This is a genomic window from Legionella longbeachae (genome assembly GCF_004283175.1).
Taxonomy (GTDB): Bacteria; Pseudomonadota; Gammaproteobacteria; order Legionellales; family Legionellaceae; genus Legionella; species Legionella longbeachae.
The window spans coordinates 110,796-136,536 of record NZ_RXNW01000013.1; the positions used below are offsets into that span (position 1 = coordinate 110,796).

Sequence of the window (25,741 nt, forward strand, 5' to 3'; positions counted from 1 at the left end):
CCCGCGAAATTCCATTAAATTGAAGTCCCAGTAGATAATTCGGATCAATCGTTAGTAGTTGCCTACAGATTAATCCAAACCTTAGCCTTTTGCGTTATAATCAATACCCAATTACAAAACGATTGATATGGCTAATTTGCATATTTGCCCGTCCAAAACTAGGGGGAGGAAAACCAGGTATACTTGGGTCATACACACCTATCCCTTCGCCACCTGCAGCAAGATTAACGTTCAAATAATAACCATTGTTAAACCCATTTGTTAAAGAGTCGAACATAACTTCCGCCTCTGTCAAAGGCATAGGTACATTTAAAGCTAGATTGCATCTGTTTGACTCCACGGTACAACATCTTGGGCTAGAGCTTGTACACCATATTAGTTGCTGCTCTCCATTAACTTCTCTTTCTGCACTAAAAATCATGTTACCTGTTGTCTCGCTTTTCTTACGAGTTATAGTTAGAGACGTGTATTTGATGCCATCATAGTACCAACTGAGAATATAACTAGTAACTGAGGTCCCTTCTTTTCTCTCCCACGTGAACCCATAGTTATGCCAGTTAGATGAATCTGCGACTGGATATAGAGGCACTATTTGTCTGTCATAATCACCTATATTATTAATATAATTCCATGAGGTTGCTGTTTCATTTGCTAAATAACCATAATGTATTGATCCAATAATAGGGGTGGTTGCAGTCCATCCGCCGTTGATTAGTTCCAAAATATCAATTTCCATAGCAGATGGCCAAAGATTTTTTGGTATAAATGGTTCTGAATTAAAGCGAAATGTATCATCTATATAAGGTGACATCATCCATACGGCAGGCCATGCTCCTTTTTGATAAAGCTGGTCCATTGTTAGATTAGGATCATCTTTATCAATTCTTAGTCTAATCTCTATACCACCATGATGAATAGTTTTTCCTTGAGAGTCCTTATTAACATAAAAACCTTTACGATATGAATAAAAAGCTCCTGATGTGTATGTGCATGTTCCTGTAGATACTATAGCCCGATTGTTTGGATCTACATAACCTCTTCCTATGCATGGAAAATCAGCGGAAGGGATCGCTGATAATTTAATGTAAGCTGGAGATTCCATGTTTTTTGGAATAAAAGCAACATTTTGGGGCAAGTATTCTTGATATTCTTGTGTCCCAACATGATAACCATTGACGATAGTAAAGTAATTATCAAAAGTTGATTTCTCTCCACTAAATACTGAAAGTTTCTCTGTACATAAATTCGTATCACATAATGACTGGATGTTTTTTATATTAAGAGAGTTTTCCGCACTTGGTTGATAACATTGATGGGAATTATTTCGTTGACATACTTGTGGTCCGCTCACAATATTACCTTTCAACTTCATTCCATCAACATACAAACCTAAAATGCAAGATTGCTTATAGCCTAGTGTAAAAACATTGGCACAATATCCAGTGCTTGTTATTTGACTTATGCCTGGTATGGGAGTCATTATCAAAGTATGAGTTCTTTTTGAGTGGTTGGTGACTGTATATTTTACTATTTGTTTACTGTTTCCAATGATGGTTAAATTAGTGTCAGTTATGGGCTCAAATGTCCATAAAGGACTTGCAGTAGCAGCCATCGCTATGGATATAGAGAGAAAAGCCCATAACACAAAGAATATCTTATTCATGAAGTAGCATTTTTTCATATTGTGTCCCTACATTAAAAGTGAGTATGGATTACAAAACTCGCGAGTAAGCTATTGAAGTCACATCCCGTCAGGAAAATCGTGCCACATTGACTGAACCAATTACCACGAACTTTATTGCAGATATTATCTTACTTATGGAGAGGAACAGTCAATTAGCCAGGGCCTAACTTGACAATAAAAGAAGATAACCCTAGTAATTTATCAAATTTGCGAAAGATAATACTTGATCTCGTTATGAAAAATGCATTGGCATTAAGCGGAAATCTTCCGTTGAAAACCTATAATCGAGTCAAAATTTTTCAACTTAATAGGTACAGTGATTAAACATGCTATAAATAGGACATTGAGTAGGATGAAACTCCTGGAGAAGACTAATCTAGTTTATTTCGCATTCTTCTAAGCAAATGGGTTATCGAAATATATTTTGAATTTGTTTACCTACAGTTTATCTATATAATCCTAAATTTAACAGTCGAACCTATTAAGAAATACAACAACCAGGTTTAGGATAATTGAGCACAATAGCTAAAGTTGTTATTACAAGGAATATGCAATGATAAAAAAAATAAGTCTCATCGTATTAGGCTTTATTTTAGTTGCTTGTACTCGGAGCAAGGAACCGCAGTATTATCTATTAAATCCTATCTCTTTGCCAAATAAACAGATAACTCACTATAATAACTTATATTTGGGCATTGATGACATTACCATTCCCGCATACCTTGAAAAACCTCAAGTCATGATCTCCTATTCGCCCAACCGGGTCGAGTTAGAAGAGTACCATCAATGGGCTGGAACCCTTGATAAAAACATAAAAAGCGTCATTTCAACCAATTTAGCCAGCTTATTACCCGGCGCCATTGTCGAAACCTCACCCTGGAATGCTAAATTCAAACCAAACTATCAATTACAAATTGACATTGAGCAATTTTCTATCGATATGCAAGGTAATAGCATATTGCGCGCTGAATTCATCCTTTATCACGAAAATAATATTGTTAAGAAAAAAGACATTTATTATCGATTAAAAGTTTCCAACATCACAATAGAAAATCTTATTTCCAGTATGAACAATAACCTGACACATTTGACACAAGATATTGCTAAAACTGTGCGATCTTTTCATGATAAGTCATGATATTTCCTCATAATGAGGTAACAAATCATACTGCCATAATTGCTATTTAATTTTTCACGATTTACCCCGTATTAAAGATTCGGGGTGACGCGATAAATAATCAGTTAAATTTTCAAATGAATTCGCTGCTTTTGAAAATTGTGATAAAGCTTGAGTAAAATAAGCAATAACCGGTACCGTATTTTGATCAAGATTATTGGCTAACTTTTCAATACTCTCGGCCATAGCTCTGGTATGCTTAAGTATTTGCGCAACTTCTTTAGATTGTAGCAAATTATTAATAGTATTTAGCGTTATTTTAACTGAAGTTAATGCATCAGAAAAAGACGTTGATTTTTTATTTTCTATCGTTGGAAAAATTGGATATTGATTATAAAAACCTTTTTTAGCAGGAAATGTTTCTGTAGATTTTGTAGATGGAATTAGGGCAATCTCGGCATCTCCAGTCAAAAAGTTAGTCTGGGTTACTGTAGCTGCGTACCCTTTTTTTATTAAAATATCAACGGGATGATATTTAGCTTCAAAGGTTCTTGCAACATAAAAATCAACGTAAACTGGTATTTCAACTTCCGTTTTATCTTTATTTTCTGCAATTTCAATACGCTTTACTTCCCCAATTTTAACCCCACGGTAAGTCACTTTTGAAGTAACTTTTAAACCTGTTAATGAACCTTGAAAAAACATGACATAAGTATCATGACGCGCTAATAAGTATTCCTTGTATAAAAATCTGGCGGCAAAAAACATCAAGCACAGTGCACCTACAACAAAAATTCCCACGAATGTATAATATCGTTCTTGATGCATAACCATCCTATTCCAAATAATTCAAACAAAGCCCTGTAAGAGTAAGCCATAAAAAGCCTCTCGTCATCATCCGTGATACAGTTAATCTTAATGAAAGGTTTCGAACAGCCATGTCATAATAGTAATACCCTATTGTCAAGCTAACAATGGTACAATAAAGGGTGGTTTTTAAAATTGAGTAGACCACGTCATAAAGCGTTATTGCAGTGAGTATACGTATCATAGGAACATAGAGATTCGTGTACAAAAAATATTGGTACGTAACATAAATACTTATAAAAAATGCAGCAATAGCATAAGCATACAACAGCCCGCCGGCTATATTAATACCAATGAGTACTGGCAATATATGGTTAACAACAACTTGTTGAGGTACATTAAGATCCTCTTCATTTACTTTCACATTAATGAAGTTTAATGCACATTGTATGCATAACAATACTCCAATGATAAAAGGCACTAAATCATGGGTTAAAATATTCTGCGCGATGAGCCGCCCATCACGTTGCAAATTATAGGGAGTAAGGATGCTATTAACTTTCATCACCATTGAAATACCTAAGAAAGTACTGATGAACATAAAAGGAATTACAAGCTTGACACCTGCATAATATATTGTCCTCACAATATTAAGCAACGAGAGGCGTAATCGCCCCATCAGCATATTAATAAGACTGCAATATAAATGCCCCATAAAGCGTAAAAATAAAATAAAAGAATAAACAAGTCCTACAAAGTAAACACCCAATTTGTTTAAAACATACATCATATTATCCTTAATTAATTATGATGATCATGAAAACTTTATCAAAATAATAATCTTATAGATATGAGCTAACCCTTTAAAAACTAATTTTTCAGGATTAGATGATTAAGATAGCTGTTAATTTAACAAAGTGATATTTTCTTAATTAAAATCTATTTTTCGACTACACTTTAATTAAACATTCAATAAGCATAATAGAAAATGATCGCATTTTTATTAAATACAAAATTGCCCCATATTTTTTAATAATGAAAGAAAAAATCGGTTTTAAAAAAATAATTCAATATAATCTGGTTGTCATTTTTTTCTATATTTTAAGCGGCTTTTTAGGGCTCATGCTTGCCGTACCTCCAGGTTATGCAACCACAATTTGGGCATCATCAGGAATTGCACTTGGTTCTGTACTTGTTTGGAATTTACGAACTTTACCTGGAATTTTTATTGCTTCATTTATCCTTAATTGTTACATAACACTTAATAATGTTAGTGATTTAATGGATTTTTCAAAATTATTTCCTGGGTTAATAACAGGAGCTGGAGCTTTACTTCAGGCTTTATTTGGCTGGTGGCTTGTCAAACGTTTTGTCCGATTAAATAACCCCCTACATCTTCCCAACGATATTCTTATTTTTGCACTTCTTACAGGACCAGTCTCTTGTATCGTTGCAGCAACCATAAGTAACATAGGTTTGTATTTCTTAGGTGTAATATCTTCTGAAAACCTCTCTCTGAGCTGGATTACCTGGTGGATAGGAGACAGTATTGGTTCGCTCATTTTTACTCCAGTTTTCCTGATTTTATTTGCTAAACCCCGAAAATTATGGAGAAGTCGAATAATACCCATCCTAGTCCCTTTATGTTTGACGTTTATTATCGTGGTTATTGCTCATGTATTTTATAGATACTCAGAATTTAAACATGTACAATCAAAATTCGCTGGCATAATTCAATATAAATTTAACCTGCTCACTGAAAAATTTAAATTAACAAAAGCAACTGCCCAGACAATTTCATTTTTTCTTGCCACAACCCCCATGGTCAATAAAGAAGAATTCCAACATCTAGGAACTTTGCTGTTACAAGAAAATTCAATCATTCAATCCATACAATGGGCACCTAAAGTAAGCAATAAAGAGGACTTTGAAAAGAAATACCATCTTGAAATTTTGGAAAAAAACTCTAAAAATTATTCCTCTTCAAAGAAAAAATCGGTGTATTACCCTATTCTTTTTACCGTTTCAAAAATTCATGATGTTTTTCCTGATGGTTTTGATTTATTATCAAATCCCAATATTTTTAATAGGCTAAGCGACACACCTGTAATATTAGAGAAGGATGGAAAAGTTGATAAGATGTTCATTATTTCTGCGGTTTATCGATCTAATCAGGTTGTAGGATTTACTATTTTTCAGATTAATTTTATTAAGTTATTCAATCAGTTTTTTAATAATTTTTTTAATTACCCAAACCTCAGGATTAAATTAAATTCACCTGATTTAAACACCCCCATTTTTGAGATTTATAATAAAACCATGCCATACAATCCTGATGAATTATTTAATATTTCTTACACAAAACATTTTGCAGATTCAGCATGGAATATCACTGCTACTTTATCTCCATATTTTCCGTTAAACCGATTTCCCTGGCAGTTATGGTTTGCCTTAACAACAACTCTATTTTTTTGTGTGTTGATGAATATCATTTTATTTATACTCTACGGCCAACGCTATTTAATCCAATATCTGGCTTATGCAAAAACGATGCAGCTCAAAACGGAAAAGGCAAAAAACCTATTACTGTTAAATGCTGCGAGTGAAGGTATATTTCGGATAGATGTCAATTATAAAATCACCTTTATTAATCCAGCTGCTAAAAAATTACTAGGCTACTCAAGTAACGAATTAAAAAATGAATCCATAATTAAAATTTTGTGTGAGAAAATAACCTCTCTCAAACAAATTGAGGGCACATTGATTTATAAAGCCATCCAGGAGCAAACGATAACCAGTGTAAAAGAGGCTGTATTCTGGAAAAAAGATCATAGTTGCCTTTCAGTAGAATATACTTGTATCCCTGTCATAATAAATCAAAAAGTTATAGGAGCAGCTATCATTTTTAGTGATATTACTGAACGACTAAACAATGAGAAGAAGCTAATAAAAATGGCTCATTATGATACTTTAACCAATTTACCCAATCGACAGAGTTTTTTTGACAACTTGGAACATGCCTTAGCCCGAGCTAACAGGAACAAAACCCAATTGGGTTTATGTTTTATTGATGTGGATAATTTTAAAGTGATAAACGATACTTTTGGCCATGTCTATGGCGATAAACTATTAATGGCCTTGCCTGAAATTATAACTCCATATTTACGGAAAATTGATTATTTTGCAAGAATAGGAGGAGACGAGTTTGGCCTGATTTTTGAACAAGTCCATCAAGAAAATGATTTAATTAAAATCTTCGAGCGCATTTTATCCGCTTTCAATAATCCGATTAAAATAGATGAACTACTCATTAAGACCTCCATCAGTATTGGAGTCGCATTATACCCTAAAGATGGTTCGGATATGCAAAGCCTTTTTGCGAATGCTGATATTGCCATGTATCAAGCTAAAGCAAAAGGCAAAGCGACTTACTCTTTTTTTAGGACACAGGCTCATTAAACCCAGCAATTTCTTTTTCACTGATTTTAAATAATCATTATTTAGTGCAGCCAGTCTATATCGTTTTTTGTTAGATATCCCTGTTACCAAAAGCTAACCCACCCTATTCAATAATAAGTTTATTAAGTAACTTACATAAGTCACTAATATCTACTGGCTTGGCTAAATGTTCATTAAAGCCGCTTGCTTTTGATTTAACGCGATCTGTCTCCTGGTTCCATCCAGTTAAAGCAACTAACTTTATAGAAGCATATTGTAAGTTTTGTCGAATTTTTTCTGCAACATTGCAACCATCGATATCAGGGATACCCATGTCTAATAATACAATATGCGGATAAAATTCATCTAAAGCAGTCAACGCTGATGTACCATTATTGAAAGCTTGTACCTTAACATCCCAACACCTAAGCAGCATGGATAAACTATCTATAATATCAGGATTGTCATCCACAATTAATATTCGAAGTTCTGCGAAAGAGGTGTTTTTAGAGAGTACTATATTTTCTTCTGTACTATTCCTGTTTTTCCTATCAAACTGTAAGGACACAATAAACTCACTGCCTTGGTTGTAGCCAGCGCTAAACGCTTTAACACTACCTCCATGCCCTCCATTAAACTGCGCACCATGACTAAGCCGATACCTAGTCCCCTATTACTGTGGATCACCAAATCGCTTTTCCTGGGCAAACACTTCAAATACTTTTGGTAACATCTCGATAGAAATACCAATACCATTATACTTAACTAATATAATAGTTCTGATATTTTCAGGAGAGATATTCACAGCAATAACTCCTTTCTCATGAGTATATTTTGCATTATTATTCAGTAAGTTGGCAAAACAATGAGTGGCTCAGGAGGTAAAGAAAAAACAAGTTGATGTTGCCTGCTATCTAATAATGGTTTACTAACTTCTGTTGCATTGTTAATTATATTGACCAGATTAAGCGCCTCTTTATGCAATTCTATTTTGTCTGTTGTGATCCGTGAGATCTCCAGTAAATCGTCAACTAAACGTACCATATGATTTACCTGTCGCTCCATCATTTGGAGCAATTGTTGATTGTTAGTATTTTTAATCTGCTGCAATAAATAGATATCATTTTTGACGGGAAAAAGTGGATTTCGTAGTTCATGTGCCAGCTCAACCCAAAATTCATCTTTACGGCGTTCGGACTCTTTAAGCGCATCCTGAAAACGCTGACGCTCGAGCACATCGGCCATTTGACGAGCTAGAACATCAAAAAGTACAAGATTATATTCACTTGGTTCATAGCGTTCGCGCTAATGTGACGCTATGGGTAAATAGGAGAATAATGGCTTGGTTGTAGAAATGAATGGTCAACCCACCTCATTACGGAACATTGACTGTATTTATCATTAAGCGGATAGACTCGGATAAGATCATAATTCTAATCGATTAAATTGCTTTACATAAAAGTCACAAAATTCTCGCAGAGAGCATTCTACAGAAAACCCCAGGTAGGTTGCCAGATTAACAAAGGGCTTATCACAATGTTTTATTAATAAATTTTCTAGACAACCACTAAAAAACTCACTGTTAGATTTCCAAATTTCCAGAGAAAGACTGAAATTCGCCTCAGCGGGACAATGATATCTTAGAGAGGGTAACACAAATGGGTAAATATAAGGAACTCTAGCTATCTTCTTATTGGGGAGCAAGGCAACAAGCCCCCCATAATACGACCCCACAATAAAATCTCGTAAATCAATGATTTCTGCTATTTCATTTTTTGCCTGCCCTGTAGTTGAAACATAAATCTCTTCGACAATATGCTCCTTATGTAATATTTTTTTTATAAATTCGATTGTTTTCCCGGTAAAACAATCATCATCAACGAGACAATATGATTGCTTGGGTAAAGATAGGAGTTGCTGAGTTAAAGACTGCTCTTCAGGACGAGCGGAGAAGCCTAGTTTAATTTCGGGAAGCCCGAAACGAAAATATCGAGAGACCCCTAAGTTAAACTCCGCGACGTAGCAAGGATCTACACTTAAGATCGTTTTGTCCGGGAATAGTTTTTTAATCTCTAAAGCTTGGTGACTGGATGATTTTATTTGAATCGAAAACTCATTCGCCTCTCGAGAATAAGCTGTCTTTAGCGTATGAGCAAATTGCTCCAAAAACTGATTCTTTTTCCTTATTAAATCTCCTGGCGATTTTTTTTTCAACCATAATTGATAGAAAAGATCATCCTCTCTGAGATGAATTGTTTTACATCCATTTTTTTCAGAAAAAGTATTTTTCTTGCGAATCGCTGCACTTGCAAAGGCTAAAGATCCTTCATTTAAAAAATAGATATTATTTTTGCCGAGAAAAAGGGGATCTTTCCTGACCTGATCAAATATTTTCTCGGCACCAGGCCTAGAAAGACAAATACCTGTGCCACGCTCAAGAAATGCGTAGCTAAAGGTGGCGTTATCGCCACCAAATACATAAGCAACCTTGACTGGAAGTGTCGTTTTTAAATGTTTTGCCAGTTCAAATTCGAGTCGAATAATGACATCAGTAAAATTTATTGGTTCTTTATTTTCAAGATATTCCCATAACCAAATATCTAACCATGGGTGATTTGCAACTGATTGAGCAAGCAAATCTATATGTTCTCTCTGAGTATAATTCTTCGCATAAAACTTGCTTCTGATATAATTTTGATGAGAGGGAGAGAAAAAACCACCTATTACTTTTTTTCCTTCCAATTCCAACGCTTTTTTTGCTTTGGACATCATAAAAAAATGGCCTTGATGAATGGGGTAAAACCCACCCGTACTCAGTAAAACGATTAACTCTTTTTTTTCGGTTTGCACATCGTGAAGTTCTTTGCCTATTTTTAATAAAGGTAATATTGACCATTGAGTCTGTTTTTTTTCATCGTGGGATACACTAGCATTTTCAATATATCCAGCAGCCCGTAATCGTTCTTGAGACAAGGTCTGTAAATAGTATGCCAAGTAAAATTTATCCTCGAGGATCGTCTTTTGGGGTGTCCTATTATTCTCTTGGGTTGAGCAATAACATGGTCCAAGGCGTTCATAAATAATGTCTGCTCTGATTACCGCTCGTTTTTTAGTCGCAAGGTTCTTTGTTACGCCATGTTTTATACGATGAGGAAATACTAGCGCATGCCCTTCAATTGGTAAAACAGTATGTAAAATATCATGAACAGGAATATCTTCATCATCTTGAAATGAACGTTCAGAAAGCGGCATATTTCTTTCTTTGTCTAATAAAATTACCGTCTCTCCTCCTTTTTGAATGGGTTGAGTCGTTAAATAAAATACAACACTAAACAGTGTTTTTTCTCGGCCATCTTCATATCCCTCATCATAGTGACCAATTAACTCCCCTCCGGGCTCATGCATTATAAAACGAAAGAAAGGACTAAATCCCTTCAAGCGCCAAATTGTATTCTTTCCACCATCTATTGGCTGATAACCATCATCATAAAGATAATACTCAAAAAAACTGATTAAACGTTCAGACAATAATGTCGCCAGACCGGGACTATAAGTAGTTGCTCTTAATTGTTTACCATCAACAGAAGGATAACCATCATTACCCGCATAGGAAGTTTTTTGTTGATTAAATATCCTCAAAAACCCTTCTGTCTCTGACATAGACAAGGCATCCTTTATTTTAAAAACATAGGGGCAAATTGTATGCGACTGCGGAGAAACGGTTGATTTGTTCCAATATTTTTTGAAAAATGATTCATCAAAAACAAAGAGATTTTGGAATAATGACAAGTTTACCGGTTTTTTTTCATCCACATCATCCAGCCACCCCCCTGTTACTGATTTTCTATATACATCAAAATGCAATCCCTGCGGTTTTACAAAGTATTTATGCTTGTTACGATTATGGCGTTCTATAAGTAATTTTTCATATGCGGAAAATCTAACATAACTATGTTGATCTAATCCTTCTATCAATAACTCTTTTTTATATTCAGTTAAATTAAGATAATAAGTATATAACTCCAGAAAGTCGTAATTAAAGCCAAAACTTAATTCATCAGTATTACCATCATAAGTGTTTCCTGTTGGCTGAGCATCAATAAGATCTTGTGGTATATTCAAAAATGATGCTAGTTTTTTGACTTCACTCTTATGTAGATCTGAAATCAATTGGATATCTACCATCGCATCAGACGCTTTACCAAAAAAACCTGCATAACTTCCTTCATCTCTGTTAATCGTACCAAAAACAGCACATGGCTCCCCCCCCTCACTGAGATGATTGGCAATTTGATACAATACAGGGGTTCTAAGATTGGAAACAAGTTGCCCCTGACTCCACGCTGTTTTTTTGAAATTAAAACCCTTTGCAATTTGTTCATACAAAAAACCATGTGAGTGACTCAAATCAAGGGTTGTTGATTCCAGGTTAAGAAATTTTATAATTTGTTCCGCTGCACTCACTGCGTTGATTTGTCCTGTTGCTCCCTGACAATTAAAAAAAGGTAGGCAAACAGGAACTAACTTTTTCAAAAAAGATCGCTTTTTCTTGTAAAATTCATTAAGAATTGCAAGAGTAACTGCTGAATCAATGCCACCACTCACGCCGAGAACAGCTGCACGTAATTTCGTTTTTTCAAAATAGCGGGATAGTAAATTAATTTTAGCTTCTATATAAAAAGCCGGATTAAATGCCCTTTTTGACCGATAACAATCAAGTAATTTTTCTAAGGCTGGAGTCAATGGGAAACACTCTGTTTTTTTTATCATAAAAAATTAATTTCTGTTGATTAAATTTTTTAATAGAACAAATCCATTTTTCCTTTCCAAAACGACCATTCCCTCTTTCTGCAAATAAACCACCACATTTTCAAAAAAGTGACTCACATATTCATGCCAATTAGATAATTCAAGCGCTTGTTCAGTGAGTCCCTTATAATGCCTGATAAGTAAATAGCCATTCCTGGCAACTGTTTTACTAAATACTGTTGAAATATTCATAAGCAATCGTGTCTTATCAAACCCCAAAATAATGTCTTCCGTAGTTTTAATAAAAGAGATTTCATCTTCATAGAGTTCTTTTGCAGAGGTTTGATGTGAGTTGCAATACGCATCGATAATTAAGTCATCAAACAAATGATTTGCGGCAACTAATTGATAACAGTGATGTGACTTATCGAAAATATCCTCGCAAAGAAGATGCGTTTCAAAAGAAATCCCCATCATCTCAAGAAATTGCTTTAATCCATGCAGTGCTATTTCTGATTTGTCTAATAAGGTTAATGAACCCGTATAATTAGCTCTTTTTAAGGCCAAAGCGAGCTTTGGTGAAAATCCTGGTCCAATATCCAAGATAGAGGTAATATCCTTGAGAGGAATATTTTGCAGAAAATCGAACCAATCCATCGCATGACGATAATACCCCTGAATGTATGAAAAAAACTCATAAGTTCTTTTTTGCGTATCAAAGCGGTTACGATGAAGTAATTCTGTATTGTTATATTCTCCTGAATTAATAAAACTCAGGATCAACTTAAGATCTCTTGCAATATTTTCTTTTTCAACCAACGACAAATGACCTATTTTTTTTGAAATTTGATCTAAAATTGTGTGAATTGATTCCTTATGCATTTTTTTTGGTCTCTGGAAAAAGCAAGTCAACAATTGGATCTATGATATTTTGAGCCTTACCTCGACTAGGCAAATGATGTAATGAAAAACCGGGATCACAATTAAACTCACAAAAAGCATAATTCATCGAGGTACAGGGTTGACTAATATCCTCAATTAATAAATCCAATGCGGTAAATTTGTTTCCAGGTAGAAGGCCATGTATTTTCTGTGCAAGCTGTAAATAACTCGCATGAATAGTATGATTCTCTATTGTTTCGCAATCTGAGCCCCAACTTACATTCGCATTATACCTAAGCTTAATCCTTACCCCTTTGTCTACTATCGAATCCGGTGTAAGATTTTGATGGCGTAACGTTCTTAAACTATCGGGATCATCATAATATAGCTTACAAAGACAATTCGTACGTAAGGTCATACGACGATGGTTTTCTTGATCTACCAATTCTTTAATACTATGTATGCCATCACCTGTAATTTCAGGTAAAGAACGGTAAACAACAAAAGGCTCGTTAACACCATCAATCACAACAAAACGATAATCCTTACCATTAAAATGTTTTTCCACCAACATGTTGAATTGGTTGGTATAATTTGAAAAATCTTCAAACGCTTGAACCAATTCTTTTTCATCCTGTAAGTTTGGGTAAACAAAATTCCCTTCAGATCCATTGGTAGGCTTAAGAACAACCGGATAACCAATTTGGGTTGCGAAATCCAATACCCCTTGTATATTTTGTTTATCAAACACCCTTCCTTCTACAACTGAAATACCACAAAAACGCATCAGCGATTTACTGTAAAGTTTGTCACTTAACAAAATATAATAATTAGCTGGAGTTAACTTTGAAATATAATTAACAAGGTATTCAGTATGGGTACCGAGTGTTGCAGCCACTGCATCTGTATCCCCCAAGACTTTTAATTCAATTCCACGTTTAGCAATGAATTTGAGTAACAATCCAAAATTAAACGGGAAATGCTCATAATGAACCATAAATACCTCAAAATATACTTCAGAACCCCACTTTTCCATCGACGCCCCGCGGCTTGTACGCGGGGTTAAGTGATGGGGTTTCGTTCATAAATCCCGAGCACAAAGCGGGACTAGCAATAAGAATAGATTCCTTAACCTAATAACAATCATTTAATTTAACCACCACGCCTTGGAGTTGATTCTGGTATAGAATATCGCTCCTCTCTCGGCGGTTGAAACATCGCTCCCCGGTAAAGGCTGGTTGGCGCTGATGTTCTTTGAGTCGTATTAGTAAATTGTTGCGGTATAGAACCACTTCCCGTTTCCGCTACTCTCCGAGTTGAAAATCTTGGCGATATCTGTCTTAACCTAATGCCTTCGACGAGCTCATACAAATTTTGACCTCTATCTGGGATAATAAGTCCTGGCGTATAATTACGAGTATATTGTCTGTCTTCATTATTAAAGGGTATTCCAAAAGCATCAGGACCCGCAAAAATATCCTTAATTTTCTTAATCTTTGCTTGTTCCTCTTGATTGGCATAAAGCAGGAACTGATTAGTTCCCTCATCAAAGTCCAATCGCCTAAATTGAATTCCCAATAAAATTAAAGCTGCTTCAAGCTTATCCTTTCGTGAAGTATAGCGGGCCAAGACATTACTCGCCTGCAACTGGCTGATTTGATTGTGTAATATTTGTTCTAAATTAGCTGAAACCACAAATCGGTTCGCATGGAACTCAGTAATTTCTTCAATAATACGCCATTGACCTGGATCAATATTATCAATGATGAAACCAGAACCTCCTTTCTTGGGAAGGCCATTATTAGCATTTTCATCAGATTTATATTCAAGGGTATTTTTTGTATTGTTATATCGAATATTTTCTTCTGGGATATTAATGCCTAATAATTGTAAAGCATATATTAATTTATAAGGGGTTGGGTCACCTGGAAAATTATTACTTAAAGTTTGCATTATTTTATATGAATCCGATTCAGAACCATAAGCATCCAAGACTGCCTTGTAAATACTTGCAGACATGATCATCGCTAAATGTCCTGACCGTCTATAGCGAGTGATGATCTCTTGTAATTTTTCGACAGTTTGCTGAGGAGCTTCAATGAGTAAATTACCGTTAACGGCTGTTGAAACCTCAAAATCGATTATATTCTGATAACCTTCACTTTCCGGATTATTATTTCTCCCTAAAACAGCCAAGTCGTTCAATATCATTTTTACTTCATCAGCACTACCATATTTTAATACACGCTCAATAGGCAACTCTCTTCTATCTTGAACGGCCACATAAAGACTGCGGGCCATATCAGGAGTTAAAAGTAATTGTTGTTTGCGTTGGACTACTATTTCGTTAAATAAATCAGAAACTTGTGATGAGGTAATATTAGCACGTAACCGATTAAATAAGGCTTTTGCAGCAGAATTTGCACTGTATTGTTTAAAAAAGTCAGGACCTAATTTTTGAAATACATATTCATTATCCACTTTTAAAAGCAACATCTTTGCTTTGTCAAAATTATTTTCAGAAATGGATCGCTCAATTAATCGCCGCAGATCTTTTTGTTCAAAGGTAACAAAACCAATACTACTATTATCTCGCGTAGGCAGCATGGCAGGCATCCCAGAGGTTTCTCTCATGGCCTTAGAAAAGCCAGTATTACTAATTGCATTTAAACGAGTCTGTTCATACCATTTGGTAAAATCACAACATATAGACCCTTGGTGATAGTAAAATCGAGCATTTGCTTGTTTCTCAGTATCAAGGACCAAAAATTCATCCATATGCGGTGAATCTTTTATAGAACGAAAATGAACATTCGCCTTTTCCTTAATCTGGGCTTGTTCTTGAATTGTTAATTCTCGAGTTAATTTGAATTGAGACCGATTTTGGTTAATAAATTTAAATAGCGCCTGTTCTACCTCACCACCATTTTCTACTGCCTCTTTTACATTTCGTGCTAATTGATCTGCAAAATTAACGTTTGAGTCAAGTGGCTGTGCAAAATTATACTTTTCGGATAACAATCGATGGCTTTGAGCATATATATTGATTTCAGCAAGAAAAAACTGGGTAAGGATGCTTAACTTCTCAATTTTTTGCTCCAATGATGCTTCATTTCTAATTGTAGAAAATGCGCTTGATTCAGAGGGCTCATAATTTCCAAAAGAAGATAACAAATTATCAAGTAACTCAAACAGTTCCCGATCAGATTTTATTTCATCCTCATCAGAATAGGATAGATTATCTAATGCCTGGGAGAAATGTGCATCATTACAAAATGAAGTGCGCACATTAATCTCCGGGATACATTCCCCAAACGCGCCTGCAAGATATCGCTTGAATACTCCAATAGTTACTGGACAAGACTTGTTGCATTTATTATAAATTTTTTGTTTCACCAAATTGATGAATCCATCTCTGGCTGATGAAATCTTGCTAAAATCAATGAGTTGTCTAAATCGATTTATTAAAGCATTATAAAAAACACTAGGTGGTTGATCTGATCTTCGCACATGAAACAATGGATTGTGTGCTCGTAACATCAAATCCTCAGTTCGAGGCTTTAAACGCATTGCGTACACATTAGAATCTGTTTGTGCGATTAAGTTCTGAAAGGCTTGAGGGTATTCAGGAAAAACATAATTCAATCCGTTTAATAGCCCCACGTGGTTATTGACCACATCACCTAATGCGCTAATATAAAATTCAACTTGGCTCAGTCTGGATCTGATAGCATCCGTGGATTTGCCACATTCAGTTAATAACTGAATATCATGTTCTAATTGAGCTTTATAATCTTGAAGATGGTGTAAACAAGAACTTCTTTTTCGTTCCGAATCATGACTTCGGCCAAAAAAATCCTTTAAAGCTATAACAGATTGGCAGGTATTATCCAATCCAATTCCAACTTGATCTGCAGAAATAATAGGGATCATAACATGAACTACATTTTCTGGAGACACATAGATATAACGGGGATTAGCATTTTCAGATAATGAAATTTTGAAACTAGACATCATACACCTTTTGTTATTGATTAATATGGACGGTATATTTGTCTATAGGTGTCTTAATGACTTAATTTTTCAGCATTCCTTGTGATTACAGACGTACTAAATTTAGCCAGATGGCACTAAGCAAATCAAATTAATTATATTTATATGTCATATCAAATTATTTGATATGACATATATTTTCAAGCAGTTACTCACCAAATTATCCTGTATGGTTCTATTTGCTCCTGATGCTTATCCTGTTGAAAGAAAACTGTACTCTTATGGGCTTAAATTATAGATGCAAACCAGTACTGTTAGGATCTAGGTAGGTTGGTGATTTTATTAGAACTACGACTCTACTACCTGTCATTTTTCAATAGTGCCTATAACATAACTTTAAGAAGTGAAAAATTTTGCTGAGAATTGTTGTTGTGTGCTTTCCTGTATTGTTTGTAGTTGTAATTGTTGTTTTAACAGCATAGTAAGCATTGACAATTGCTCTTTTACTTCTGTTAATTCATTCTGAACACTTTTTAATTCTTCCTTGTTAGCAGCTAATTCTTTGGTAACAAAACTAAGCTCTTTTTGCATATCTTTGCTTGTTCCGTTGAAATTTCTTTCTAAAATACCTAACAATTGTCTATCACATTGAGTAATTGTGAAAACTTCAGAAGGATGAGCAAGAAGATTTCCTATTTTTTTGTTTGAAACCCCTTGTTTATTAAAAATATCTAGAGGCGTAGACCCTTTTATTAGTCCGGCTTTATTTGTTTGATCAAATAAAGAGGGCTCAGCAGATGCAAGTAAATGCAAGATAGTATATGTTCTTGCGTCATTGTCTTCTAGGGCAGTGTTACTTAATCTATTCACAGCTACATGAACTAAGTTATCCCCACTAATGGGATTTTGTATATTTTTTAATGCCAATGCTCCTGATTGACCATAGTATCTATTTATCAGTGGATTAACAAAAAACGTAAAAAAGTACATATTGTCATGAGTAATGGCACAATGCAAAGGTGTTTCCCCTTTGTGGTTGGCTGAATAAATATTTGCCATGAATTTATGTTGAAATTCACTTAACAACTTTATCCCGCGTTTGTCCCCTCCTTTTGCATAGAGATGCAAAGGTGTATCTCCTTCATTATTAGTGGAGTTCATATCAATTTTTACACCGGAACGTAATATTGATAATGCTGCTTCATCATTCAGTTTTAGAATTGCAAAATGAAGAGCACCATTTCCATTTTTATCCTTGACATTAAGATTAATTTTTTCTTTTAACAGTAAATTTAATGCAGTTGTGTTTTCAAAAAGAATTGCATAATGAAAAAGTGTATAGGAGTTGTCTTTTTCATTTTGAAAATCAATACCATCGCTACGAGCCTTATCGATAAGTTTTTTTATATCTGCTTCAGGTAGTTTCGGTCGCTGCTGTTTTATGCCTTCTATTAGAGCAACTTGATCTGGTGTAAGCATATTATCTCCTTTAAAAATATATGATATTGATTTAAAACAATATATTGGCCAAGTAGCACCAACTGTTACAATTGTTGGGGGATTAAGTGTAGAAATTGAATATTAAGAATAAATTAAGTTTAAAAGAAAAAATTTCATATCATATTTCTGAATATAATCCATTTGAGCGCGTAATTAAAAATGCATCTCTATCATTAATCGTTCTCTCAGGCTGACAACTGGTTTGGATCGAAGACCAATATGAAATCACCTACTCGTACCATCAAAACACAGTGTAACCATATTTATGCTTCTATTATTACTTACTGTACGCAGGAATTGCCACAACGCTTCTTTGAGTATAAAACAGCGCGCCATGATTCTTATCAAAATTATCATTTTGAATCTTGTCCAACACCAAAATATTAGCAAAATAGCATTTTATCAGGTTTTTCAATCTTGGATCCTTATACAGCGGATGATAAGTCCACCGTTTCTTTGGTAAATTTTCCTGTTAAGAGAGTCAACCACTAGGAACAAGTCTGAAACAGGAAAACCTATCGGTTTAGGCAGCAGCCGGAAATCGAATAAAATCGCTATTGCGGGCCCATGAAATTTAATAAATCTTTAATAGCTGAGATAAATCGGCATTTTCTATTACCTTTTTTAAACGATAGAAAAGAGTAATTGCACCTAACATCATTCCAAATGCTAAACCATACCAGATGCCTTGTACATTCTGATGCAATACAATTCCAATTATATAGGCTAATAAAACTCCTAAAATTGAAAAACAAAATATGTTTGTGTACATCGTAAATTTCGTATCTTTTAATCCACGTAATGCACCAGCCTCTAAAACACGAATCGAATCAAAAACCTGATATATTCCAAGAGTATAAAACAGCTGTGTAATAATCTGAACGATATTTTGGTGTTTATGAGTGTCGAAATCAATACTGAGCATAAGTTCAGGAAATAATACCAGGACTAAAAAAATTATTAATGAAATAAGAAACCCCAGCACAATTCCAACATAGCTTGCATAAATTACTCCTGTTTTATCTATGCGTCCTACATTGATTCCCACTCGAACTGTAATTGCTTGAGCTATAGAATGAGGAATATTAAAAATAACCCCCTCAAATTGCAAAATAATTTGATGAGCAGCAAGCGCTGTAGTATTAAATCGAGAAACAAAATAAGTGATAACGGTGAATCCAACTAATTCGATAAAATAGGTAAAACCGATAGGTAAGCCAATTCTTAACATTTCTTTACAAGAAGCCCAATTGAATGTGCCGATATATTTAAAAATCCGGAAGGGTTTTGCAAACTTTGCACAAGATAAATAAATAAAAATTACTATAGTGGTTAATGTGAAAGAAAATGCTAGTCCATAACCTACTCCTGCTATACCAAAAGCAGGAACACCACACTTCCCAAAAATAAAAACATAAATAGATATAATTTCAAGCGGTATTTCAATTAAGCTGATACATAAACTCATTTTAGTTCTGCCAATTCCAACTAAAAAATGGCCTATAACTGCAACTGTAATTACCCCAGGAACAGCAAATAAAAGTGAATGGGAATATTCCGTTGCATACTGTAATATATCTTGATTTGATGCGCTCCAATGCACTAAAAAGGGTATTACCCAAAGTAGCCCCATCATCGGAAACCACGAAAAGAAATTTAATGATAAAGCCTGCCCCATAATTTTACTGATCGCTTCATTATTATTAGCACCAATTTGCTGTGGGACCAAGATACTCACTGCGTGAAAAAGACCAAACCAGAAAGTAATACCAGCCATCCAGATTGTTGTTACCAAGACGCTACCTGCCAAGGCATCTTTTCCTAAATGCGCAATCATAGCAGTACCTGCAAAAGGTCCAAGTGAATGAATAATCGAGGCGGCCATTAAGGGTAAACTAAGTAACAGATTTGCTTTGAGCTCTGTTAGTATAGAATGGTGCATAAATTGTTTAACCATAAACTAACCCCAATACTAACTTTTACTTCCTTCAATTAAATATATCACATCGTTGTGGCCTCCCGCTCTTTTTTTTACCCTCGAAAAAATTACTTTTCTCTTTTTAAAGGTATTGGAAAATTAGATTTACATAAAAAAAGATATACGGAAGGAAAAATAATCTCAGATAATTGGAAATTATGGTTTTCAAAAACCCATAAATAGACTAATATTCAAACATATTGCCCTTTATTAATTACAAAACGGTTTGATAATAGATATGTTTACCGAAGAATTCAATGACGTATTTTTAAATAAATATGCCCAACAATTACAAACTTATAAAGGTACAACCAAAACTGATGGGAGTATTCCTTTATATATACAAGGCATCACCACTAGCTTAAGTGGATTTATTGACAAACAATCAAAAGATCGTGATGGAAATACTTTTAAAAAAATAGCCGAAGCCTCATCAAATGGTGGCGAGCTGTTTATTGAATTAGAACAAAAATCTGGAAAAAAACGAACCTGGACCATTGTTTTCTCAATTGGAGCTTTAGCCGCTTTTCGTAAAGAAAAAATGGAGTCGAACAGTCCGGAACGAGAGCATCTTGATCAAATAATTGACGGATTAAATCAGGGTTGGGTAGAAGGATTTGGTGGTTTGTCCCTGAGTGGTATATCAATAAATCAGGAAGTGATTAATAAATTATTAGGTGGCATAGAAGGATGGATTAAAAACCTGGAGCCCAATAAGCCTGACGTTCACAAATTTTCAGAAACTGTTATTGCAGCGATTACCTTAATCAGCATATTAGAAACGAAACTCATTGAAAATAAATCAAGAGTCGAAGGTAAAATTCCCAATGCCTTTACAATTCTAGCCGAAACGAAAAAAACACTGATGCTTAAAGCGCCTCAATTAGCTCTGAGCCATTATTCACAAGATAATGGATTATTATCGGAACTACTTGAAAAGCAACCTGCGATTGCCCTGAGCTTTTTTAAAGAAAATCCTTCTCTTGTTGGTTCTTTATCTCCTGCTACGCGTGTAACAGAAACTTTTGCTGCATTTTTAGGAAATAATCCAGAATTTGCTTTAGAGCTGCTTAGGAACCCGAGTCTAAAAGAGCAACAAAACTTTATCATATCTTCCTTACTTAAAAGTAAACCCGAATATATTGAACCCTTATTAAGCAGTGCCCCAGATTCAGTAAAACAAATATTACACGAAAATAGAAATCTTGTTCGAGCCATACAAAACTGGCTTGAGTCGGAGGAAGCACACTCAAAAGATCTGAACACTGTCAAAGCATTTATGGTGCCTTATCAAGTTAAAACTACAACAGATGCCTTAGCAAAGTTACAAGAATCAAAAGGTGCGGCTCCTAGCCTGTGTTTGGCTCTAGAAAAGATACAGCAAAAATATGATGAATCCAGAAAGCCATTTCATGAAAAGCAAAAACGTATGGCCATATTTTCTAAATTTATGAAGCAAATTCCATTAAATATGGACCGATTTTGGATAAATTATCCTAATGAAAAAAAAATGAACCAGTTGTGTGATGATCTCGGATTAGAGCCTGATTCAATACAACGAGAACAATTATTAACACATGTCAGAAGTTCGTTAGGTAGCTATTTAAATAAAAAATTTAACCCATGGGGCCCCCCTACGCTGCCAGACATATTGCACAGTAAGGAAATAGAAGCAGCAAATAGTAAGGTTCAATCTGATCTTGAACAATCGCTCACCCCTTTTACAAATCAGAAAAAGCAAATTGAAGAATTAGAGAAAGAGTTAAAACAACTTGACAGTACATTACCAGAAATCTCCATAGATGAATGGATTGGAAGCCAACAACAATTTCAACAATCTATTAACTCTAGCGATAGTGATATGCCAATGCAGGAGATTCAAAAACATGCTCAAGCCTTAATCCATGTATTAACGAGTTATAAGACTGAAATGGAAAAAATAAGGACAATTGCCTTATCTATACAAACACTTGCAACTCTAGGGATAAATATAACAGAAATATCTCAATCCTTAGAACAATATGTTGAAGCAATATATCAACAAGGCATAAAGCTATATGAAAACAAACCTGAGAATTACAGTAAATTAAATATAATCCAAAAAATTGATTATTTAGAGAATAAAATAAATGAACAGATCAAGACAACAAATGAAATTAAACGTAAATTTGGTAATTTGCATAAAGAAGCAATAATTTCCAATAAAAAATCTATGACAGATAAGCGTACGATTGCACACGCTAGAGAGGTAATAAACACGTCCAGCGGTTTCACACATTGGATTTTAAATATATTTAGCTCAAGTTATAGAAAAACATTTTCAGCTCTTAGGGAGACGATAGAGAGCTATGACAAACTCGCAACTGAAGCTGAGAGAAATAATTGCGTACCAGAATATGCTGCAAAAATACGAAATATATTATTAATCACGGAAAGTAATAGCAATAAGTTCTGTACCATGAAACAAGAAATACATAAAATTCAACAAGAATTGGAACTCCCTCCTGTTTCCTTACAAGAACAAGATACTCCAGGAACCAACGTTACAAGTGTCTAATCATCAAGAAAAAATATAGCTGATTTTTAGTGGCTCTACTTGTAGTTAGCATTTGCCTCAATTAAAGTGCCTATTAAAATGGTAAATAAAATATTCGTTTTTATAAAATCTTAACTTTATATGGCTACAGAATGTCTCTTAAAAAATTTAGTGTCTACAGTGAAAGATGCCCCTCCCATAATGTGCTTGAAGGGATTAGTGATAAATGGTCAATTTTAATAATTAATTTATTGTTAAAACAAACTTACCGTTTTGGTGAATTAAAACGTGAAGTTAGCGGAATTTCTTCGAAAATGTTAGCTCAAACGCTCAATAAATTGGAACGTTTTGGATTTATAAACAGGGAATCTTTTCCAGTATTACCTATGAAAGTCGAATATTCATTAACAACATTAGGCAATGAATTGGGTAATATCCTTAATTTACTCACAACATGGACCGAAAAAAATATGGATGCAATAATGGCAGCTGAGAAAAATTTTGAAGATGCAGAAGCATCCTCATAAGCACCAATCTATTCTTGTTTATTCCCTAAAAATTTTCACTTCAACGAACCATCCTCAATTGCAATGGAGTCATGGAACCATTTTATCAATGTATCTTCTCCTAAATTGTCATAGATGTAGGATAAATATAAAGTTAACTCTTCTTCATCATTTTTATCAAACACCTTCCTATCTGGATTTATTAATGGGTCATGATGAAAAAAAACTCCATCAAGATAAAGATCACAAAAATCATGATAATCTCTTGTAAACAAAAGGAAGGTATGCCACATATTATCTATGTCACGCATGTCCGAATGTATGACGCATGAAAAAGCAAGTGAGTTACCCTTAGTACAATTCTTTTTTTCCACCCTATGTTTGTGACAAAGCCAAACAAATTTCATGAATTCCTTGAGAGCATCTTCTGCATTCATTTTAGAGTTAGGATAGTCCTTGCGATATCGAGAAATGATTTTATCATTTTCATAACTTATCAATTTGTTTAAATCAGGTAGATTCATAATTTAATTTATATTCAAAGCCATAATATTTGATTCACACAGCATACCCGTAAATATGCTGTGATTCCGTGGAATTAACCAATACTAGTACAGGGCCTGCACCAACCTTTTTCTTTCTTTAAGATTTTTTGCTGGACAATTTTTTTTATAATTTTTTCTTTCATACAAACACTCCTTATATTAATAATTAAGTTCATTTAAAGAATATAAATTCATTATTAATCAGTCAATTAGTTACTTTTTAGTAACTATATCATCCAGTGTCTTAAATTAGATTTGAAACAAATATTTTGCATATTTTGGAGGCAAGCTCTTCATGAAGATTCTTTTACTTAATATCAACTAAAGCTCTGATGTATTTTTTATGATTCGCTTAGGGATAATCTATGTCTAACAAGCTATGTTCACGAAGAAACAAGGAGTCTACTTGATCAGTCTTGAATGTTTATTTAAAAACAATCAAATATTTTTAAATTTTAATTTCTGAATTCTATATAAAATATGTTGTGAAAGTCTGTGATCCAAAGGTAAATTAGGATGAGCAAAATCACCATTCAAATCACGTATCATTCCAATCTTCTCCATCACACGAAAGGAACGAAAATTAGCCGGTACAGTAAATGAAACCATTTCTTTGAGATCACATTGATTAAAACCATAGTTCAAACGGGTGTGACCTCGCATTAATGTTTAAATATCTCTGAGCCCCCTCATTTGCTCCAATTAAAGTCATACAGCCGTTTATATTTACAATCGATTCAAGTATAATTTTTTCAAAATTGACTTAAATGAATAGAAATAAGACGAAAAGTATGCAAAACAAATTTGAGATGTTTGATGAATTACCAGTAGAACTCGAACTCGAAACCGCACAAAATTTATCAAACCGTGATTTAGTGAACTTGGCTCAGACATCAAAATATCATTTGTCTTTGTTTAAACCCATGGTTGATGTTCGTAAGCTACTGCACCACGTCGTGCGTGGTCAGCATGATGCTGTTCAATTGATATTAACAGATGATATAAGTTTAATGTTTAAAAGGGGCAAGGTAACGGATTGTTCTGAGCGAGAATTTGAGAACATAAGTAGCTTTGAATATGCACTTTGGGCTCTGGATAAACACATGTGGGCAAAAATGATTACGTGCGTCCCTCAGAATGAAGAAAGTAAGCGGATACTCGAAATATTGATTGCTCAATACAACAAAGTTAACACCGAAGGAGTCACTTATAGGTTTAATGGAAAAACAATCACTGAAACGCATTTTGATTTCGAAAATACCATCATCAAAGAGCTGCAAACACAAGTAGATTCGTTAAACGCGCTAGGGGAAAAAAATTGGAGAGCCATTGATAAGCAGTGGAAAGAAGGTGTTGGTGGTGCACAAAAACGACTACCTATGCATATTGTTGATGAATACTGCTCTAATGAGCCATTTTATCCTGTGCCTAAGTTTGCCTCACAGCCAAAATCATCGAAACAATTTAATAATTGGGCTACTGAAAAGGATGAAAATTGGTTTAGTGTTGATTCTAAGTTGTCGTTTGATTTTGCAATATATAAAGGGCAACTGCCCGACCTGGGCTTGTTCGGTGACGTGCGCCGCGTGCGCGGCGCGCCCGCCGTGGCCTTCCGGTTTATGCGTTATTGTCCTAGCTTCGATTTGGATGCCATGGAGGCATTATGTATAGTAAGAACAAACGATTTTATCGATCTCAAATCGCAACTTGAAGAGCAGATGATGCTAGATAATCATCACCAAGTGTCTCAGATTTGACCGAGTTGACCGCATGTCGATGAAGAAGCCTGGCGGCGTATGCCGCCACACGCTCATCCCAAGCATGAGTCCAAAAACCATAAAAGCAAGTCCTGGTATAACCAGTATGCTGCTGTTCTCCTCCACCACATACACCATTGATGCAAGTAACTGATGATGCGCCGGGGAGAACCCCCATCTTTGACCCTCCATTTAACTTGCTCGTGCGCTTTGCGCCATGTTCTTGCATGAGGAACAATGTGTGTTTGC

The 25,741-nt window shown here is 34.7% G+C and carries 20 protein-coding genes; 5 read left to right on the forward strand and 15 right to left on the reverse strand.

Annotated features, from left to right (window positions below):
• Window positions 1–100 precede the first annotated feature (100 nt).
• Window positions 101–1,663 carry a glycoside hydrolase family 16 protein gene (locus EKG34_RS13800; RefSeq protein WP_125461275.1) on the reverse strand — a complete coding sequence of 521 codons (1,563 nt, stop codon included), beginning with the start codon at window positions 1,661–1,663 and terminating at the stop codon, window positions 101–103.
• 574 nt (window positions 1,664–2,237) lie between these two features.
• On the opposite strand from EKG34_RS13800, the gene EKG34_RS13805 reads away from it, so the two are divergent.
• Window positions 2,238–2,822: a PqiC family protein gene (locus tag EKG34_RS13805; RefSeq protein WP_003631869.1), complete on the forward strand. Its 585-nt coding sequence runs from the start codon at window positions 2,238–2,240 to the stop codon at window positions 2,820–2,822.
• A 54-nt stretch (window positions 2,823–2,876) separates the two neighbouring features.
• On the opposite strand, the gene EKG34_RS13810 is transcribed toward EKG34_RS13805, so the two are convergent.
• Together EKG34_RS13810 and EKG34_RS13815 are read right to left on the reverse strand one after the other, a co-directional pair.
• Window positions 2,877–3,629 carry an MlaD family protein gene (locus tag EKG34_RS13810; RefSeq protein ID WP_223800014.1) on the reverse strand — a complete coding sequence of 251 codons (753 nt, stop codon included), beginning with the start codon at window positions 3,627–3,629 and terminating at the stop codon, window positions 2,877–2,879.
• Window positions 3,630–3,636: 7 nt separating this feature from the next.
• Window positions 3,637–4,398, reverse strand: a complete 762-nt coding sequence (locus EKG34_RS13815) for an ABC transporter permease family protein (RefSeq protein WP_223800013.1) — start codon at window positions 4,396–4,398, stop codon at window positions 3,637–3,639.
• Between the two features lie 245 nt (window positions 4,399–4,643).
• On the opposite strand from EKG34_RS13815, the gene EKG34_RS13820 reads away from it, so the two are divergent.
• A complete protein-coding gene (locus tag EKG34_RS13820; protein WP_003631872.1) occupies window positions 4,644–7,067 on the forward strand; it encodes a diguanylate cyclase domain-containing protein in 2,424 nt (807 codons plus the stop codon).
• A 103-nt stretch (window positions 7,068–7,170) separates the two neighbouring features.
• On the opposite strand, the gene EKG34_RS13825 is transcribed toward EKG34_RS13820, so the two are convergent.
• The 9 genes from EKG34_RS13825 to EKG34_RS13865 form a co-directional block, all read right to left on the reverse strand.
• Window positions 7,171–7,614, reverse strand: a complete 444-nt coding sequence (locus EKG34_RS13825; RefSeq protein ID WP_049774974.1) for a response regulator — start codon at window positions 7,612–7,614, stop codon at window positions 7,171–7,173.
• Between the two features lie 105 nt (window positions 7,615–7,719).
• Entirely contained in the window at window positions 7,720–7,896 is a 177-nt protein-coding gene (locus tag EKG34_RS19005) for an ATP-binding protein (RefSeq protein ID WP_080619793.1), read from the reverse strand.
• The gene (locus tag EKG34_RS13835; protein WP_049774973.1) at window positions 7,893–8,291 is read right to left on the reverse strand and encodes a sensor histidine kinase; all 399 of its coding nucleotides are present in this window, start codon (window positions 8,289–8,291) and stop codon (window positions 7,893–7,895) included. The genes EKG34_RS19005 and EKG34_RS13835 overlap by 4 nt, the downstream gene beginning before the upstream one ends.
• Before the next feature lie 180 nt (window positions 8,292–8,471).
• Entirely contained in the window at window positions 8,472–11,816 is a 3,345-nt protein-coding gene (nadE, locus tag EKG34_RS13840) for an NAD(+) synthase (protein ID WP_003631873.1), read from the reverse strand.
• A 6-nt stretch (window positions 11,817–11,822) separates the two neighbouring features.
• Window positions 11,823–12,677, reverse strand: a complete 855-nt coding sequence (locus EKG34_RS13845) for a hypothetical protein (protein WP_003631875.1) — start codon at window positions 12,675–12,677, stop codon at window positions 11,823–11,825.
• Window positions 12,670–13,713, reverse strand: a complete 1,044-nt coding sequence (locus EKG34_RS13850) for an ATP-binding protein (protein ID WP_003631876.1) — start codon at window positions 13,711–13,713, stop codon at window positions 12,670–12,672. The genes EKG34_RS13845 and EKG34_RS13850 overlap by 8 nt, the downstream gene beginning before the upstream one ends.
• Before the next feature lie 116 nt (window positions 13,714–13,829).
• Window positions 13,830–16,691 carry a hypothetical protein gene (locus EKG34_RS13855; protein WP_003631877.1) on the reverse strand — a complete coding sequence of 954 codons (2,862 nt, stop codon included), beginning with the start codon at window positions 16,689–16,691 and terminating at the stop codon, window positions 13,830–13,832.
• 375 nt (window positions 16,692–17,066) lie between these two features.
• Window positions 17,067–18,149: an ankyrin repeat domain-containing protein gene (locus tag EKG34_RS13860; protein WP_003631878.1), complete on the reverse strand. Its 1,083-nt coding sequence runs from the start codon at window positions 18,147–18,149 to the stop codon at window positions 17,067–17,069.
• Window positions 18,150–18,744: 595 nt separating this feature from the next.
• Window positions 18,745–20,127: an MATE family efflux transporter gene (locus tag EKG34_RS13865; protein WP_003631883.1), complete on the reverse strand. Its 1,383-nt coding sequence runs from the start codon at window positions 20,125–20,127 to the stop codon at window positions 18,745–18,747.
• A gap of 259 nt (window positions 20,128–20,386) precedes the next feature.
• Here EKG34_RS13865 and EKG34_RS13870 point away from each other — a divergent pair, with 259 nt between their 5' ends.
• Both EKG34_RS13870 and EKG34_RS13875 read left to right on the forward strand, forming a co-directional pair.
• Entirely contained in the window at window positions 20,387–22,705 is a 2,319-nt protein-coding gene (locus EKG34_RS13870; RefSeq protein ID WP_003631885.1) for a hypothetical protein, read from the forward strand.
• A gap of 131 nt (window positions 22,706–22,836) precedes the next feature.
• A complete protein-coding gene (locus EKG34_RS13875) occupies window positions 22,837–23,211 on the forward strand; it encodes a winged helix-turn-helix transcriptional regulator (protein ID WP_003631886.1) in 375 nt (124 codons plus the stop codon).
• 35 nt (window positions 23,212–23,246) lie between these two features.
• On the opposite strand, the gene EKG34_RS13880 is transcribed toward EKG34_RS13875, so the two are convergent.
• Together EKG34_RS13880 and EKG34_RS13885 are read right to left on the reverse strand one after the other, a co-directional pair.
• Window positions 23,247–23,714, reverse strand: a complete 468-nt coding sequence (locus tag EKG34_RS13880; RefSeq protein ID WP_003631887.1) for a glycine-rich domain-containing protein — start codon at window positions 23,712–23,714, stop codon at window positions 23,247–23,249.
• 459 nt (window positions 23,715–24,173) lie between these two features.
• The gene (locus tag EKG34_RS13885; protein ID WP_223800012.1) at window positions 24,174–24,398 is read right to left on the reverse strand and encodes a GNAT family N-acetyltransferase; all 225 of its coding nucleotides are present in this window, start codon (window positions 24,396–24,398) and stop codon (window positions 24,174–24,176) included.
• A 128-nt stretch (window positions 24,399–24,526) separates the two neighbouring features.
• On the opposite strand from EKG34_RS13885, the gene EKG34_RS13890 reads away from it, so the two are divergent.
• The gene (locus EKG34_RS13890) at window positions 24,527–25,492 is read left to right on the forward strand and encodes a hypothetical protein (RefSeq protein WP_003631890.1); all 966 of its coding nucleotides are present in this window, start codon (window positions 24,527–24,529) and stop codon (window positions 25,490–25,492) included.
• On the opposite strand, the gene EKG34_RS13895 is transcribed toward EKG34_RS13890, so the two are convergent.
• On the reverse strand, window positions 25,431–25,741 hold a 311-nt coding region (locus tag EKG34_RS13895; RefSeq protein WP_242616754.1), incomplete at its 5' end, for a hypothetical protein. The two genes, EKG34_RS13890 and EKG34_RS13895, sit on opposite strands and share 62 nt — an antisense overlap.